The 16,495-nt window shown below is 38.1% G+C and carries 12 protein-coding genes; 2 read left to right on the forward strand and 10 right to left on the reverse strand.

Annotated elements, in window-relative coordinates; genetic code table 11:
• The first annotated feature begins 122 nt into the window (after positions 1-122).
• Positions 123-1,406, forward strand: coding sequence for a TlpA family protein disulfide reductase (locus tag WG906_RS06105; RefSeq protein ID WP_339991657.1), 1,284 nt, complete (start codon positions 123-125; stop codon positions 1,404-1,406).
• Here WG906_RS06105 and WG906_RS06110 read toward each other — a convergent pair.
• Positions 1,403-1,636 carry a hypothetical protein gene (locus WG906_RS06110; RefSeq protein ID WP_339991658.1) on the reverse strand — a complete coding sequence of 78 codons (234 nt, stop codon included), beginning with the start codon at positions 1,634-1,636 and terminating at the stop codon, positions 1,403-1,405. The genes WG906_RS06105 and WG906_RS06110 overlap by 4 nt on opposite strands.
• A gap of 742 nt (positions 1,637-2,378) precedes the next feature.
• Complete coding sequence (locus WG906_RS06115) at positions 2,379-2,807, reverse strand: DUF2846 domain-containing protein (RefSeq protein ID WP_339991659.1); 429 nt, start codon at positions 2,805-2,807, stop codon at positions 2,379-2,381.
• A 413-nt stretch (positions 2,808-3,220) separates the two neighbouring features.
• On the opposite strand from WG906_RS06115, the gene WG906_RS06120 reads away from it, so the two are divergent.
• The gene (locus WG906_RS06120) at positions 3,221-4,510 is read left to right on the forward strand and encodes a thioredoxin family protein (protein ID WP_339991660.1); all 1,290 of its coding nucleotides are present in this window, start codon (positions 3,221-3,223) and stop codon (positions 4,508-4,510) included.
• A 191-nt stretch (positions 4,511-4,701) separates the two neighbouring features.
• Here WG906_RS06120 and WG906_RS06125 read toward each other — a convergent pair whose 3' ends face one another.
• The 8 genes from WG906_RS06125 to WG906_RS06160 all read right to left on the reverse strand — a co-directional run bounded on the left by WG906_RS06125 (position 4,702) and on the right by WG906_RS06160 (position 15,945).
• On the reverse strand, positions 4,702-5,205 hold the full coding sequence (locus WG906_RS06125; RefSeq protein WP_339991661.1) for a hypothetical protein: 504 nt from the start codon (positions 5,203-5,205) through the stop codon (positions 4,702-4,704).
• A 160-nt stretch (positions 5,206-5,365) separates the two neighbouring features.
• Positions 5,366-6,679: a hypothetical protein gene (locus WG906_RS06130; protein WP_339991662.1), complete on the reverse strand. Its 1,314-nt coding sequence runs from the start codon at positions 6,677-6,679 to the stop codon at positions 5,366-5,368.
• Positions 6,680-6,838: 159 nt separating this feature from the next.
• On the reverse strand, positions 6,839-7,240 hold the full coding sequence (locus tag WG906_RS06135; protein ID WP_339991663.1) for an SMI1/KNR4 family protein: 402 nt from the start codon (positions 7,238-7,240) through the stop codon (positions 6,839-6,841).
• An 8-nt stretch (positions 7,241-7,248) separates the two neighbouring features.
• Complete coding sequence (locus WG906_RS06140) at positions 7,249-7,488, reverse strand: hypothetical protein (protein ID WP_339991664.1); 240 nt, start codon at positions 7,486-7,488, stop codon at positions 7,249-7,251.
• A gap of 431 nt (positions 7,489-7,919) precedes the next feature.
• The gene (locus WG906_RS06145; RefSeq protein WP_339991665.1) at positions 7,920-8,393 is read right to left on the reverse strand and encodes a hypothetical protein; all 474 of its coding nucleotides are present in this window, start codon (positions 8,391-8,393) and stop codon (positions 7,920-7,922) included.
• Positions 8,394-8,953: 560 nt separating this feature from the next.
• Positions 8,954-10,639 (reverse strand): DUF4957 domain-containing protein, encoded by a 1,686-nt coding sequence (locus WG906_RS06150; protein ID WP_339991666.1) that lies wholly within the window; start codon positions 10,637-10,639, stop codon positions 8,954-8,956.
• A 29-nt stretch (positions 10,640-10,668) separates the two neighbouring features.
• Positions 10,669-12,549 (reverse strand): RagB/SusD family nutrient uptake outer membrane protein, encoded by a 1,881-nt coding sequence (locus tag WG906_RS06155; RefSeq protein WP_339991667.1) that lies wholly within the window; start codon positions 12,547-12,549, stop codon positions 10,669-10,671.
• Between the two features lie 12 nt (positions 12,550-12,561).
• Positions 12,562-15,945 (reverse strand): SusC/RagA family TonB-linked outer membrane protein, encoded by a 3,384-nt coding sequence (locus tag WG906_RS06160; protein WP_339991668.1) that lies wholly within the window; start codon positions 15,943-15,945, stop codon positions 12,562-12,564.
• Positions 15,946-16,495: the final 550 nt, after the last annotated feature.

Raw genomic sequence — 16,495 nt, forward strand, 5'->3', positions numbered from 1 at the left:
TATGATAATGCTTTTAATTATTGTGAGAGAATATTCTAACTTATTCTAAATATGACGTTTAAAAAAAGACTTACCTTGCTACTAGGATTATATCACACAATAAGCATTTTAAAAACTCAATTATGAAAAGATTCCTTTTTACATTCATCGGACTTATAATATTTCATAATGGATTCTGCCAGGTGAATGGCGGCAAAACTGACAACGAATTACTCATTTCGCGTTTCTACAACACTGACAGCCTCAAGGAGAAACAAAGTATCTTTGATCAAATTGAGAAAACGTTTCCAGAAACTTTAGTTAAAAACAATAAACCTAATTATGATGAACTTAGGAGAATTTTAGCATTAAATTATCTTGTCGAGGGAAACACCCTTAAATATAATTTCTATATTGATTTAATTAAAGACAAGGTTTCATTATCGAAAATTTTAAATAATGTAGCAAGCCACTGGGTAGATGAATCCGAACTAATTAAGAATGCAGAACAAATCTCTGTGTTATCATTGAATCTCAATAATTATCTTCTTAAAAATGCAGCCAAATTTAAGCCAACAGCATTACCTTTAAACGAATGGCTAATTGAATTACAACAACGACATATAAATTTTACTGATACCTATTCATTTATTTTATATAAACAAGGAAACGTCGAAAAAGCGGTAAGTCTTCTAAAACCGGTTTATCAAGAATTAAAGCAACCGACCGAACTGATATCAGAACACTATAGCTTAATGTTAACTGCTGCGGGGGAGTCCAAAAAAGCGATTGAAGTAATTGAGAGTGCCATTGAAAAAGGATTTAAGTCTCCTATAATGCTAGGCCAATTAAGAAAAAATTACATAGCAATCAATGGGTCGGCTATTGGCTATGAAAGGTATTATAGTAATCTTGAAATCGTAATAAAAAATAACACGCGTAACCAATTAATAAAAAATATGATCAGCGAACCTGCTCCTTTCTTTGCTCTCAAAGATACCGCCGGAAAAGTGGTGTCGTTGGATGATTTTAAAGGAAAGATACTCATCATCGATTTTTGGGCAAACTGGTGCGTGCCTTGTAAGGAATCCTTTCCCGGCATGGAAGTAGCAATCAATAAGTTCAAGAATAATGAAAATATAAAATTTCTATTTATTGACACTTGGGAAACCGAGAAGGACTCATTTAAAGCGGCAAAAAAATATATTTCAAGTACTAAATATCCTTTCCATTATGTTTTCGATGAACGAATTCTAAATAGTAAGCAATATAAAACTGCGAATGCCTTTTACGTCAAAGGTATCCCAGAGAAATTTATCATAGACAAGAAAGGCTTTATAAGATTTAAAGACTCAGGATACGCTGGTTCGGCAAATCAACTCGTTGATGATATATCGACTATGATAGAATTAATAGAAAACAATTAAGATATAGTAGAATAAGTCAGGAAGTCAACAAGCGAATATTTGAGTAACCATCGTTTTATAAGACAAGTCCTGGCCTCAATCTCGGGATCTTCAAAGTCTGCGAATTTCTTTGATTTCAAATTGTCTTTTGCAAAAGCACCTGGCGACTTTTGTTGAATATATTCATGACCTTCAATAAGTCCATCAGTAATTTGTTTAATAGAGTCTGAAATGAAGTCTTTTAATTCCATGGTTTGCTCTCTCTTAAAATTATTTATAACTAGTGAATACAAACCGATCACTAGCTTACAAAAGTATCGTTTTTTGAGACTAACGTCGCCAGGATATAATTTACACCGGAAGTTAACTACGTCAATTCAACATCACGCATACTTGGATGGCAGGGCTATAAGGTATTGATTGATTTTGTTTCGGATATAAATAAAGAAGAACAGATGGATAGCAACAGATGTGGTCATAAGTATAATACCGGGCGTCGTGCTCACGAAATAATATCCAGTTGCTACCCTTAGGATTTGGAAAATTATTTTTGCAGCAATGATGAGTAGTGATATGCGAATATAAATGGTGTTTTTTGATAAAAGAAGGAGTCCACAGGTGGCGTTTAAAATATCAAAAACAGTATGAAAGAAGGGTTCATTTGGCACTTCAAAAGCCTGGTGTTTTAAGTTGTAATATCGGAATATTATGCCAGCACTAAAAAGTAGCATGATTCTGCCAATCATCAGAATCCCCTTTGGGAAAGTCGCCGTTGTAGGAGTCATAGGTTATATAAATATTTGTTTTTAAATCTCAAGTGTGGCAACGACGGTCGTTTCTTGCGTCTTATAGTTACAGTTAACAAGTACCCTCTGCGCATATTTTCGGATTCAAAGCGGTTCACTCAATCGAAGCATTCAATCGTTTTTTGAGACTAAAGTAACTGAATTAACGCTTACATATAATTTAAACAGTCCTGCTGACGAATTATATTTACTCAGTGTATTTTACTGTTGGTTGTTGCAATTTTGAAACGATTGCTCGACCTTCTTTTTCTTCAAGGAGTTCTAATGATGACCTAACGGAGAGGATTCCCTGCTTATATTTTTGCTTTATATAATACGTTTTGCACGCTTTTGCATTAACCGTAAACAAGTCGACATTTTCTGCAGAAGTTTTCAACGTATATTCGCCCTCTGTTACATCCCAACAAAGGTAGCCTTTCGGTCCTGTTTTGCCTATAAACTTATCATTGGCATATACTTTCATTCTGAAAGCGGAACCCAAAATCGATGGTCTTAGTATATACATTCTGGCTGATCCTGAATGAAGCTCTTTTTCATGTTGAAATTTTACAATTTGTGAAGTTGACGCACAGCCGAACATTGTTAAGGAAAAAATAGCAAGTAAAATAATTTTCATAAGTAGATAATTTATATTTAGCGGTAAGAAAAACGAAAACAAGTCTTCAAAATTTGAGATCAACGACTCCCTGTGTTACTTTAATACCATTTGAAGATGGATCTGATGCTGTGAACTTTACTACTGTTTTCTTCTGCCATTGCACACAAAAGCGAATATACACTACTAATAGCGCATATATTTCATTTTTGTTAAGAGTAACTATCGTTTTTTGAGACTGACGGTGAAGGTTTATATTGCGCCCGATTTTTTTTTTAATATCGGAACAAATCGTTTACGCTTTTAATTTGTTAACTTTCTACTTATAAAAATTTAAACCTATTTCATCTTATTGCAAACGTAAATTAAGCTCACTGATAGAGAGGTTAATATCTCTAGAGTTTGTTTTTTGTTAATATTTATAACAATTAAATATGAAAAAAATCATAGTTGTTTTATTATTACTGAGTAGTACTATTATCCATGCGCAAGGACAGAAGGGTGTAGTTTTTCATCAAGGGCTTACCTGGGATCAATTGAAAGAGAAAGCTAGAAAAGAAAAGAAGTTTATTTTTTTAGATGCCTATACTACATGGTGCGCACCATGTAGAATGATGGACAGTACAGTCTTCCCACAGAAGAAGGTAGGAGAATTTTTTAACCGAAACTTTATTAGTGTGAAGGTGCAGTTTGATATTACAAAGAACGATAATGAAGAGATAAAAAGCTGGTATAAAGATGCTAAAATGATAAAGAGCGCATATGCTATAAAAAGCTACCCTACGTTTTTGTTTTTTAGTCCTGATGGTGAGTATATACATAGAATCGTAGGTGCGTCAGCTATTGGTGAAGAGTTTATTTCTAAGTCAGAAGATGCATTGAATCCTGATAAACAATATTATATTCTCAAGCGGAGGTATGAAGCTGGAAAAAAAGATCCGGATTTTCTTCTTTTGTTACAAAAAGCAGCCGTTCGAGCTAGTGACTCAGATTTTATACCTTTAATTACTAACGAATATCTTAAAACTCAAAAGAATCTTTTAAGCGAGGAAAACCTTAAACTTCTCCTTGTTGCAACATTGAAAAGTAATGATCCTGGTTTTTCAATCTTTCAAAATTATTCCATAAAAGCAGATTTATTTCTAGGAAACGGTAAAAGTCTTCAGATTGTTAAAGATATAGTGACAACTGAAGTCGTCATACCATATCTTAGAAAGGGCGGAACAAGAATAAAGATGGGAGAAGGCTTTTTCTCTTACAGCAGTGAAAATATTGAAGAAAATCCAGACTGGAATAAACTTACAATGCAGTTGAATGATCAATATCCTATGTTGGCAGAAGATATAGTTATCGAATCAAAGCCAATGTATTACGGATGGACGCAAAATTGGCCTAAGTTTAGTGAATCCGTTGAACATTATATATTGAAAAATGGGGACTTAGCAGATGGCTCTCGATTAAACATCTATGCCTGGACTATTTTATCCAAGTGTGATGATTCAAAATCTATTAATGCAGCTTTGAAATGGTGCAGGAAAGCTATCTACATTCAGAATGGTAAAGATATTTCTACTTTAAATACATATACTAACTTATTATATAAGTCAGGCAGAAAAGCAGAAGCGATTAAGAATCAAGAAGAAACAATTAAAATGTCGGGAGGAGTTGATTCGCGATTAACAGATGTTCTTAATAAAATTAAAAACAATGAGAAAACCTGGTAACTTATGTGCTCCCGATTAATTATTTAATTAATTAAGCGAGTAGACTTAGATATCATCGTTTTTTGAGACTAACGATTAAGGGTTTAAGGTTGTGCCCGATTAATAGTACCTCACTGTAGCCAGTACTAAAGTAGTTGAAAAGTAGAAAATGACAGAGATTCACGTCACGCGGGCATAACTCAAACCCGATGTTAGTGGCTGCCACTTATGATTTTTTGGTCTGTGGCTTCCGAGTATTCGGTTTCACTTAAATATTCGTCGTCAAAGTCAACTTGAACAAAAGTAAATTCAGGCGAAAATGCTGTCTTTAAGCCCATACATTGTAAGGTTTTGTCCTCAGGTTGTCGCATGGTAAATTTTTCAATTAACTCCTTGCCGGTTCCTTCGGTCTGACTACTAACTTCTTTAAACTTCAAATCAGGATTTAGTTCTAGAATTATGCAGCTGTGATAGAGCTTGGTCAAGTTAATTATGTTGTCTCTAAAATCTTGCCTACTGCCCTCTAAAACATTAGCATAAAGTCCGAGCGTTACATAGTTTGCATCTCTTTGCCTGACTGCCTCGACAGCACATTCATCCATAAACCCTAACAGCGAGTTTAAAGTCGAGTCTGATTGCCCGACTTGGACTTTTAATTCCCGTCTTGTCACTCGGTCAGATTGAATATATCTTTCAACTATTTGTCGAATTTGCATGGTCTTTTATGGTTGCCGCTAACGGTTAGGGCTTGCGAAGATGGCGGATAGAAAGCACGTCACTGTCATCTAGCACAAAACTTAGTTAAATGTAGAAAAGTTTCGAGAATAACGTCGCCTGCCATTTTTGCAATAGACATGTTACAGGCTGGCTTTCTTTTTAGAATGTCTTGATTTGACCATTGTCCAACCACTTAGGAATTTCAAAATTCCTTGCTTTGGGATGTTGATGAAATATGTTTCTTAAGTTTCTAAATACATCGTAAGCTTCGTTCATGATTTCTTTCTGCTTATCAATAAACTGCAAATCGTATTGATTTTCGTTAATTTTATGGGCAGGATTTTGTCGTTCTCTTCTTATCCTTTTTAATGGCTTGAAAAGTTCATTTACAGAACCTTCTCCATCCACGTTGAAGACAGAAGACAACCACTCTTCAAAAATTTGAAGTGTGCCTTTAGATTGTCTCTCTACTAGGCCATTCCCTAATTCTTTGAATTCAAAAAGCTCAACCTTTCCCTCAAAAAAGTCCTTATTGATATTTTCAGAAATCATCTTGTCAAGTAGTAAGATAAAATCATTATAATTTTTTAAGGTCGGTGAAAAGAAAAATGTAAATTCCTTAGGTCTATTTTCTTTTTCAAATGTCTTCCTAAATAATGGCTTAGAGAAGACTAATTCGGTTAGCTTGTTAATGCATTTTTGCTCTCCTATAAAGCCTGAAAAGATTGAGTATGAAGACGTCCAGTTTCCTTGAATCGTATTTTGATGATACTCTTCAAGCATCTCACAATTGCCTGTTTTTTCCTTGCTTTTCCAATAAACTTGATGTTCAGGGGTCAAATCTTTTAGGTAACGTAAATATACTACTGCCAGTCTGTCACCTTTTTCATCAAAGCCTAACCCAAAAGTCTTTAGAAAAATATCATCTTCTTCTCTTACAGTGGGTTTTTCGTCTTCACCGTAATTGCAAGAAATGCGTCCCGAGTAATCCTCGAATTTAAAATCAAATCTTGGGTCATTAAAGTATCTATCCAATACTTCTATTTCAAAGAAAATTGGCTTTAAATGTGGTTCTCCCAGTGCAAGTTGTTTCGAATAAATTGCGTTGCCAAAGTTTGATAAGTCCCGCGCCCTCTGAAGATACGTTTTGCTGGGATAAAGGCATATGGGAAATTCTGTATCTTCTGATGAAATTGTAAATTCTCCAAATGCGTGTAGAACTTCTTTTGTTTTTTTTGCTTCTTCTAAAATGCGTATTTGACTGTCAATTGGATAATGCTGGAATCCGATAATATGAGGATTAGTGCTTGACTGAATTGAAATAACACCATCGACTACTAGTTCTTTTATGAGGTCAATTGAATTTTCATAGTCTATGTCTAACTTTTGCGAAATATTCCGCAAAGGGATTCCATTGAAATCCGAGGAATTCACAAAAAAATCAAATACGATGATTTCGATTCTATCTTTCAATTTACCGGTGTCTTTAAGCTTGTGTGTAACAGTTTGCAGATTTGCGATGGGCGGGCTTTTCAGCACAAATGTTCATGCGGAGCACAAAACTTTCGGCTACCACTAAACTGTCTGCGGAGCACGAAACCCCGCTTATTGCAAATGTGCTGTTAGCGGTAGTTATTCTTCCGTCAGTTCGTCTATCTTCTTCGCTACTTGCTGAATGTCGCCCGTCTCGTGTTGCCATAAATAAATTTCTTCTCTTAGTTTTTTGTTGTCGTTGTCAAGTGGTAATAAAATCAAATTGTCGCCTGAACCATTTGAAGCAATTGCAATTCCGTTGTCCGGGAAATTGTCCCACGACCTTGCTTGTTTGGTCTCTAAAATAATGTGGTTGGAAGTCCTGCTCATTTTTTTGTTGTCCGACTTGTCAAAAAACGGAAATAGTTGCCAGTCATCATCCTCAGTAGTTAGTTCTCCTCCATTTTCTTTTGTCATTTTACACTTGAAACTGTCGGGAAATACAAGTCCAAGTTCTTGCTCTGTTTCAATGATATATTTTATGTCTACTGGAAATGGCATCAGTCCGATTATTTGAAGTTGTCGTAATCAATAAAGTCCCAAGGTATTTCTTTTTTAAAAGTCTGAATGCTTTCTTCAAGCAAGTCCAATGAGATGTCTTGTTGGTAAAGTGTAACAGTCCTTGTGCGTTTTGTGTCGTCACGAAATATTTCAATTACTAACTTGTCGTCACGGTAAATTTCAACGCCAATGCCATCTCTGTCGCTAACATCACTTGCAATTATTACTCTGTCTTTCGGTGGTGTCATTTGTCAATTTGTTAGTGCTGTGGTGTCGTTCGTTATAATTACCGCTAACTAGTATATATGTGCCATAAAACTTCCGTAATACACCCATTTTCGGAGAGATAACGGTAACTGATTAGCACATTATTCACGAATATAAAAATTTCATATCAAAAGATCTGACTTGTAAGCTGTCCTAGTGGCGGCTAACTAAGTCATCGTTGAAAAGCAAATTACAATCAACTGAATTCCATCGATTTTTCATGTTTTCTTGTAGATTCTCCATATGCTTTCACCTAGCGGTTAAGGATTTTTGCTGTTGCGGCATTAATCGCAGATCAATTTGTCAAGCCAGGACTAATGTAATAGAAAGCAGTGAAGTAACATAAACCGCGTCAGGCCGCAATTTCAACAAGCCCGTGTTATGCGCTGACATTCGTTAGTCGCACTTGCAATTACTCCTTAATCTTTTTATAATGACTTTTCCATCCATATCCATCCACTGCTAATTGCTGTGAGACATTTTCATAAGTCTGGTCGTCGGGAGAAGTGAGTGTCACCTCGCCCCGTTTTGGCTCTGGCTGGCGAATAGCGAGCGACTTTCCTTCCCAAGTTTTAAACTCCTTGCTCATTTCAACCTTGGCACCTAAAAGTTTCCCCTTATTGAAGTAGTAAAGAATTTTTTCCTTGCCTGGATTATCGACTAATACCCTCACTAGGTCATTGTTAGCCGCTAATTTAAACTCAAGGTAGATTGTTTCTTCGTAGTTTCCTAACTCGCTGCTCCAGCCCCTTATTTTTGATGTGTCACTTTTCAGTTTTGCGACTTGGCTGTCAACTGCTATGATAAACTTCTCTAGGTCAGTGGATGACTGCGGGTAGCCCTTAAAACAAGCAACGATAAGTAAGATTGTCAGCATTTTTTTCATATACAGGCTGTTTGCGCATAACTAGCGAATATACGCTACTAATAGCGCATATATTTTCTTTATGTTAAGGGTAACTATCATTTATTCTTTTGTGGAAGTTAAAAACCCCACCGTCACAAATACGTCACAACGAAATTTGCCACTTTCCAATCTTACTTAAATTGACCATCGTAGTCAGAAACGCGGTTTTTTCACCTTAAAAATAATGCAAACTTTGACTCTTAATAAATGGGTCGAGAGTTCGAGCCTCTCCAGGTTAATTGGGTTGTATCAGTTTTTTTGCCTTGCTAAGATAATTTTGTGCTAAGCTACTAACTGTCTCACTGCCTTTTTCACACTATCATGCTGACCACCACCTATGACTCCACCCCCGGAACTCAAATATAAACTAGCATCACCCGTTTGATAGGCAACCGTTGTTGCCGTATAGTAAGGGAATTAAGTACAAAGTCCAAGTCAAGTTCTGATAAAATAACTTCGACAATACCGGGGAGATATTGCCGAAGTTTAACCAATAATTATTTAAAAAGGAGGGATATGCGTATCAACCTGGTTTACAATCAGTAAGCCCACCGGGGATCACCAATTGTATTCCCACTTGAGCTCGCCTTGAGCAAAGGGCTATCGGGGGGTAAATTCCCCAAACTGAAACTATTTGTAACCGCGGTCCAGCCTAAATCGATCTCATAGTTACCACTCTGGCTGAGCCCCGTTAAAACTAATTTCGAAGTTGATGTAGATGAACTATTTAGCTTGAAATAGTTATTGTTGGTAAAAGCAAGTGTGCTATTTGTATTTGTCGACCTAAAAGCTGTGCCGTTAATGGACTGGCCTGACAGCGGAGAATTAGCAAAGATGCTGTTCTTGATATTTGCCACAACTCTGTTATTAGTTACGTCATACAAAAGGTATTTTCCTTGAGAGCCAATGTTATTAAAGGTTGACTGATCAATAGTAATAGCCGGTATAGCAGTCCCGGTTAGCGTTGTACTCATATTGATCAGTCCATCACCAAGGTTGTAAAATGTCGATTTACTGATGTTTATATTTAGCACTTGAAGTTTCTCAAGACTAAACATATAGTAAGTATCCGATCCCGATGGATTGACATCATATATTAAACAGTTGCTGATGTTTATAGCTGGTATAATGTGACTATTTGCGGCAGTGCCATAATTACCTCTGATTATAGCTCTTGTAAAATTGTGTACATGACAATTTTCCAGTCTTATGTTTCCAAAAGTTGCTGCGTTGCCATCTCCACCAGTTCCTTTTAGCTGAATAAACGTGCCTCCTTTCGATGTACCAGAGTAGTTTCCATCCACATCAAGTCCCAGCAAGGTGACGGCAGCACTGTCTCCTACAAGATTAAGCTCACGGATTTTCACTTTTGTATTAAGGGGATTATTTGATGTAGATCTGAGTGTTATTCTTTTACTTGAAAGATTAAAAATAGAGCTTAATACATATGTCCCAGGCTCCAATCCAATCACATCACCATTGGCGGCAGATGTTATCGCAGCGGCTAAGTCTGCACCATTAGTAAGCGTGCTGGTATAGGTCGGTGCTGTAGGCGTTGCTAAAGCCGCGAGCCCCTTACTTTTTGTGCCGGCCATCAACTGAATTGAATATTTCGTACCCGGCGTTAATCCGCTAATTACTTTTTCTCCGGCCTGAGCCTCGGAGGCGGAGACAGGAACGGAAATAAATTGTGGATCGTTTTCCTTCGTTAAAAGAACTTTATCAATTCCGGATGTACTGGAATTTGTATACCAATGCAAGATGACCGAAGTTGAATTGACTTCAAAATCTCGAATCAATTTGAGGTACTGCTGGCCCCCTAGCCTAAAAGAAGAAGGTGAATTTACCCAGCGGGAGGCTTCAGAACCGAAGTATGGCTCGACTCTTAGTCTTGCGTAATACTTCTTATTCACGGCAAGTGTCGGATCCAATACTTTTATTCCCAATGTATCTGTTAATTGGGCATATTCAACAGTTTGAAAAGTAGAGTCTCCGGATATTTCCACCTTGTACGTATATCTCCTTCCACTGGCCAAAGTTCCAAGATTCCAGGTAAAAACAGCGGTATCCTGAGCGGTCCGCACTCTGAAATCCCGAGGCACAAACGCTCGATTGGTTGTTGGATCTTCAACATATCCATCAAAACTCTTGGTGCACGCTGCCACGACGCTGAAAAATATCAGAAATGCTGCAGCTATAATTATGTTATGAATATTTTTTTTCATGTTATTTGCTTATAATAAATGCAGGTATATTACTGCCACCCGAAATTCTGTGTTATGCCGCCTCTATTTTCAGTTATCACCCGGTCTGGATAAGGGAGTAATTCCTTTTTGTTAGGTTCAAACTTCAGCATGTAGCCAGTGTTAGAGTCGCTGTATATCGACGGATTGGTCAACACCCCATTACTCCAGATACCAAGTTCACGTCGCCACCAAACACTCGAATAAGCTCCACCGGGGTTAACGGTATTTCTTGTATAAAAGACCGTTTCTGGTGTACCTCCATACAAATCCAAGCTTGCAACCTCTTCCGAACTCTTTCCATTTCTAAATGCCGCGGGCTTAAAGTAAATGAACTCCGAAAGATTTGCATACGAATTATTTTCAGTTGGGGCATTTAATGCTATTTTTAAAATATTAGCCCTTACTTCCTGAATCTTCGTCCCAAGTAAATTCCATCGTATAAGGTCATATTTTCTGATACCTTCGCCGCCAAACTCAAGAAGTCTTTCCTTTACAATAGCATTAAAAAACGCTGCCTTCCCCGCAGGTGGCGACGGTATGGGATTTGAACCAAACGCTCTTCTTTGCACTTGCTCTAAAGCGGCTAATGGTGTTAATGCTCCGGAGAAATCCTGCAATTCGTTCGCGGCTTCTGCAAACATTAGTAATACATCTGCATAACGTACAATAGGCCAGTTAACACCGAACTGTAAGCTTGGCGAAGTTTTATCAAACTGGGTCCACGATTTCCTGAACTTAGCACAGGTAAGATTTATCAAACTTACCGGGCGCTTCATGGCCCCATCTCTCACCTCATAAAATCCAAGTGTTACATCTCGCCTTGAGTCATTTACACCGGAGAACTCATATACATAAGTAGGAACTGCTTTTGCACCGCCTCCACCTTGTCCCCAAGGATCTGCAGTATTAGTAAACTGCAAACCATATGTTCTCGCCAGATCACTATCATTTATAGCACCCCACATTGCGATTTCAAACATTATCTCATTAGCGTCATTGTCGAAGCGAGCTGTTCCGGAATGGAGTGATTTAAATACATTCTCATATACGGGATTTAAGTTGTGCTGCTTTGATTTAATGATGTCGTTACATTCATCAAAAGCAATACGATAGTATTTTTCATAATCCGGTTTCCTCTCCATTACCTTTGTATCTGTTCTGAGAGAATAACCTCCTCTGTGTAAGGCAATCCTGGCACGCAAAGCCTTTATTGCAGCCTTTGTCAATCGATAAGTCTTATATTCGGGCACTTCCGCTCTCCAGCCTACAAGGTCAGATGCTAATTTTAAATCATCGAGAATTCGATCATATGTACTGTCTCGATTCGCATGAGTAGTAAATTGTGATTCTAAATCCGCAGAAGGAATGAAGGAAGCCGGAACATCGCCCCAATTTCTTATAAGCTCGAGATAAAATAAAGCACGAAGGGCCAGAGCTTCACCGTAATAGCGTTTCATCTTTAACTTCACGTCAGCAGCTCCTTTTTGATACAAATCGGAACTTGGAATGTACTTGCATGCAAGATTCGCACGCTCTATACCTTCGTAAAGCTGAGAGAATGTATTGAGGAGGTTTTGATTAGTTGGCGATTCACCGTAAGTGGAGATAGCGCCTTGTCCGCTTACGTCATAGTTAGCACTACCTCTTATCCAAAAATCGTCAGCGCCATTGGGGAAGCTTATTGAAAGGTTATTTCCATAAACTCTGCTCCCCGCGGCCTTGTTATATATGCCTAGTATTGCTGTGTTTGTATATTCTGCACTACTATAAACCTGCTCTACGTTCAATCGCGAAGGGGATTGGTAATCCAAATAATCCTTGCATGAACTGAGATTTATCAATATTCCTATTGAGCCAATAATTATATATTTTGAAATGATCTTCTTCATTTTGATATCAATTTAGAATGTAACATTAAGTCCGGCAAGCATATAGCGGTTGCGTGGATAAGCATTATAATCAACCCCGGGAGTGAGCGGACTAAAGCGCGTGTTTGCTTCAGGATCGAAGCCTTTATACCGTGTGAACGTACGTAGATTGTTTACCGTAGCGTACATCCTGAATTTTGAAATCACTTTGGTTCGGGAAATCAACTTTTCAGGCAAAGTGTACCCTAACGTCAGATTGGTAATTCTCAAGAAAGATGCGTCTTCAATTGCGTCTGAAAGCGGTACAGGATTTCCATACGTGATACCATACGTTTTTGTATCAACGTTTGCAGCTTGCATGTCCTCCCACTTTGTGATAACTACACCCTTCTGATCAAAGTATGTCCATCTATCTTTCGTATCTGCATGAAAGTTGTTTCCATTAACCTGGACAGCAGATCGGAATATAGACTTATTAGCATTGTACGTTTTATTTCCATAAGAGAAGTTCATAAATAAGCTCATATCAAAGCTTCTGAAATTTAATTGATGGTTCCAGCCGCCAAAGAATTTTGGTTGCGCTTTCCCTATGACGGTCCTATCATCAACGGTTATGTTCCCATCACCATTTAAATCTTTTAATTTCAACACTCCGGGAAAAATACCCTGGTTCAATGCAGCGTTGCTACCGGCGTTAGGAACTCCGGGTTTAAGACGCCATGTACGTCTCCCTGCGGCAAGTTCAGATTCGTAAAATGTTCTGTCAAAATCATCCAATGTGTATAAGCCATCCGCGACAAAGCCATAATACAAGCCGACCGGTTGCCCTACTTGAACCCAGAAGTCGTTTCCAGATATACTTGGTGTTCCGGAAGCCAGTCCGTAGCCATAAGTGGTGGAATTTCCCTGATTTAATTTTAAAACAATGTTCTTGTTGAATGATATGTTGAATGAGGTATTGTAATTTAGGTGCCTTGTTTTAAACAATTGAGAGTTTAGCTGAAGTTCCACTCCCCTGTTTCGGGTAGAGCCTATATTCTGAGTTTGCGATGTGTAACCTATTTGCTGCGGTACATTTGTATTTAACAACAGATCGTTCGCTGTATTAGAGTACAAATCTACGGAGGCAGTTAAACGATTACCGAACAGGTCCATATCTAATCCAAGGTTTCTTGAGACGATTGTTTCCCATTTTAATCCTGGATTTTCCAGAGCTGTCGGATACAAGCCCGCGGTTTGGGAGTTGTCACTATCAGCATATCCGCCAGCCGACGAGCTGGTAGCATAAATTGTTGCGTACAACCGGTCACTATTTATTCTGTTGTTACCAGCAGTACCGTAGCTTGCTCTGAACTTAACGTTACCCACCCATTTTAAACCTAAGTCTTTAAAAAATGGCTCTTCTGATAATCTCCACGCTGCCTGGGCAGAAGGAAAGGTTCCCCATCGATTTTCGGGACCAAACTTAGAAGACCCATCATGTCTTAAAGATAAGTTCAAATTATACCTCTCTTTAAAAGAGTACATAGTTCGGCCGAAGAAAGAAAACAACCGCTCACTCTGCACGTTGTTTACAGGCATGTTTTGTACAAATCCAGGTGGGGCATTCGCTGCCTGCACATTTCCAAATGCTTCTTCCCAGGTAACATTAGAGGGAAAAAAACGAATATTTTGCGAGTAACTATCGCTATTTACATGATTAATTTCCTGCCCAAGCAAGGCTTCAATCTTATGATCTTTTAGAAACGAGCCCCGGTAGTTTAGTGTATTGGTGTTTGTGATTCCAACACTTCTCGAAGAACTTAAGTCAATAAATGGCTGATCTTTGTAGGTGCCGAATCTCGAAAAATTAGAGACTTCATACTGCACAACCCCTCTAAATGCATCATTTTTACTATCACCATTACGGTAACCTATGTTTGATCTGAATGTCCACTGGGGTCCGATATTAACATTAAGGTAACCACTTGTGATCAGATCTCTGTTTCTGTTTAGACGCTGATCTCGGAGAGCCGCAGTAACAGGCGTACTTAAGTCGATTCGATCTTCAAAAAATGCATCATCACTGCGAGTTTGAGCATTACTAACTCCTTCAAAGGGTTGAAACCTTGCAGAATTTTGCAGTCCGGCGTTCGAACCGCTTGTTGATGTCCCACTACCAGTCACAAGTTGATCACTATAACGAACGTTTACTCCGACCTTGAATCTTTTCGAAATTTCATTGTCAAATCTGAAAGTGGCAAATGTCCTTCCAAGGTTAGAACCAAGCATTATTCCATCTTCATCAGTCCGATTAACACTAAAGTTAAAAGTGCTCGACCTGGTACCGCCCATTACTGTTAAGATCTGAGTATTAGAGAATGCCTTTCTGCCAAAGACTCTCTCCTGCCAATTTACACTCGGAAAACTTTTATAAATCTCAAAATCCTCTACATTGCCATATCTCCTTCTAAAACCGTTTACCGTAGCAGTATCTGTAATTAGCCCACCACCAAAATGGATCATGTTCATATCATATTGAGCTTTTACGTAATCATAAGGACTCAGCATGTCAATATAATTTGTGATATTTCTTACGCCTGCGTAAGTATCGAAACTTACTAATGTTTTTCCGGCCTTACCTGTTTTGGTAGTTATAATCACGACCCCATTTGCACCTCGAGCACCATAGATGGCTGTTGATGCAACGTCCTTGAGCACGTCAATCGCTGCGATTTCGCTTGGTGAGATTATAGAAAGAGCTCTTTCGAGAGGAACCCCATCTACAATGTAAAGCGGTGAGTTATCTTGCGTAATGGAAGTTCCGCCTCTGACTAATATCTTTATGTCTGCCCCAGGTGCTCCTTCTGTAGCAGCAACAGAAACACCTGCAAGCTTCCCCGCTAAGGCTTCCGCTGCTGAAGACACTGGAAAGTCTGCAATATCCTTAGCACGCACTGACGATACAGAACCAGCCATACGCTCGCGGGTAACTGTACCGTATCCAACGTTGACTATTACTTCATTTAGAAGTCGGGCGTCCTCAGCTAGTGCAACATCAATTACCAACCTATTATCCACTTTCGCTTCCTTTGATGCAAAGCCGATAAAGGAAAATTCAAGAACGGAATTACCATCCGGAACCCGGATGCTATACTTACCATTTGTAGCGGTAACGACTGCGATATTCGATCCCTTAACCCTTACCGTTACGCCTGGGAGCGGATCTCCATTATCGTCTTTAACGGTTCCGGTTATCGTCACAGGATCAACCTTTAAGTGCCTGGAAATTTTTAAATTGGGCAATGCCGACGTTGACATTGGAAGTGCAAAAATTGTCATAACCAGTATGACCGTTGCACAAGTTGAGGCTTTTGATAAGTTCTGTGGAAGACGCGCAATATTCATGCGATCTTTCCAATAAGTAAAATGAAACATGCTTAACGTGATTATAATTTGGTTATTATTTATTTATAGGGGCTCAGATTAGCGATGAGCATTATTTAGGAATATTCAAATCATATGCTCTCCTTTCTGGATTTTTACTTAATGGTTAGTAATTATGGTTTATAGGCTTAAAGACAGTATCGATTTCTCTGTAAGCATAAAACAAACCTAGTCGGTTAAGCAATAATTGAGGTACAAATATTGAGCAAAAAGGTAAAAAGATTAGTCAAATTTAAAACCTAAGTATCTGATTATAAATACTTTAATATCAAACATAACTTAAACAAGTTCTCCTGACAATGGTTACTAACAGTTTCAAATCCGTTAGATATTGAGCTATTTCCACTTAAAATACACGTGCAAGTAATGTATGATTGCCTTGATCGTTCTCACCAACATATATCCTTTTTAGTGGCTAATAATAAAACAGATTTATCTGCTAGGAAAGGATATATTAAGAGGAGTTAAGCATTAGGAATATTGGAGGATAAATTACGACAAACAATGAATCTGAACTCTGTTTTTAGAGACAATCAATTCA

The organism is Pedobacter superstes, from assembly GCF_037622515.1.
GTDB classification, from domain to species: domain Bacteria; phylum Bacteroidota; class Bacteroidia; order Sphingobacteriales; family Sphingobacteriaceae; genus Paradesertivirga; species Paradesertivirga superstes.

What these genes read in the sequence shown, in the direction of transcription:
- WG906_RS06105 (WP_339991657.1), top strand. Translation starts at nt 123, where the DNA reads ATGAAAAGATTCCTTTTTACATTCATCGGACTTATAATATTTCATAAT.
- WG906_RS06110 (WP_339991658.1), bottom strand. Translation starts at nt 1,636, where the DNA reads ATGGAATTAAAAGACTTCATTTCAGACTCTATTAAACAAATTACTGAT.
- WG906_RS06115 (WP_339991659.1), bottom strand. Translation starts at nt 2,807, where the DNA reads ATGAAAATTATTTTACTTGCTATTTTTTCCTTAACAATGTTCGGCTGT.
- WG906_RS06120 (WP_339991660.1), top strand. Translation starts at nt 3,221, where the DNA reads ATGAAAAAAATCATAGTTGTTTTATTATTACTGAGTAGTACTATTATC.
- WG906_RS06125 (WP_339991661.1), bottom strand. Translation starts at nt 5,205, where the DNA reads ATGCAAATTCGACAAATAGTTGAAAGATATATTCAATCTGACCGAGTG.
- WG906_RS06135 (WP_339991663.1), bottom strand. Translation starts at nt 7,240, where the DNA reads ATGCCATTTCCAGTAGACATAAAATATATCATTGAAACAGAGCAAGAA.
- WG906_RS06140 (WP_339991664.1), bottom strand. Translation starts at nt 7,488, where the DNA reads ATGACACCACCGAAAGACAGAGTAATAATTGCAAGTGATGTTAGCGAC.
- WG906_RS06145 (WP_339991665.1), bottom strand. Translation starts at nt 8,393, where the DNA reads ATGAAAAAAATGCTGACAATCTTACTTATCGTTGCTTGTTTTAAGGGC.
- WG906_RS06150 (WP_339991666.1), bottom strand. Translation starts at nt 10,639, where the DNA reads ATGAAAAAAAATATTCATAACATAATTATAGCTGCAGCATTTCTGATA.
- WG906_RS06155 (WP_339991667.1), bottom strand. Translation starts at nt 12,549, where the DNA reads ATGAAGAAGATCATTTCAAAATATATAATTATTGGCTCAATAGGAATA.
- WG906_RS06160 (WP_339991668.1), bottom strand. Translation starts at nt 15,945, where the DNA reads ATGTTTCATTTTACTTATTGGAAAGATCGCATGAATATTGCGCGTCTT.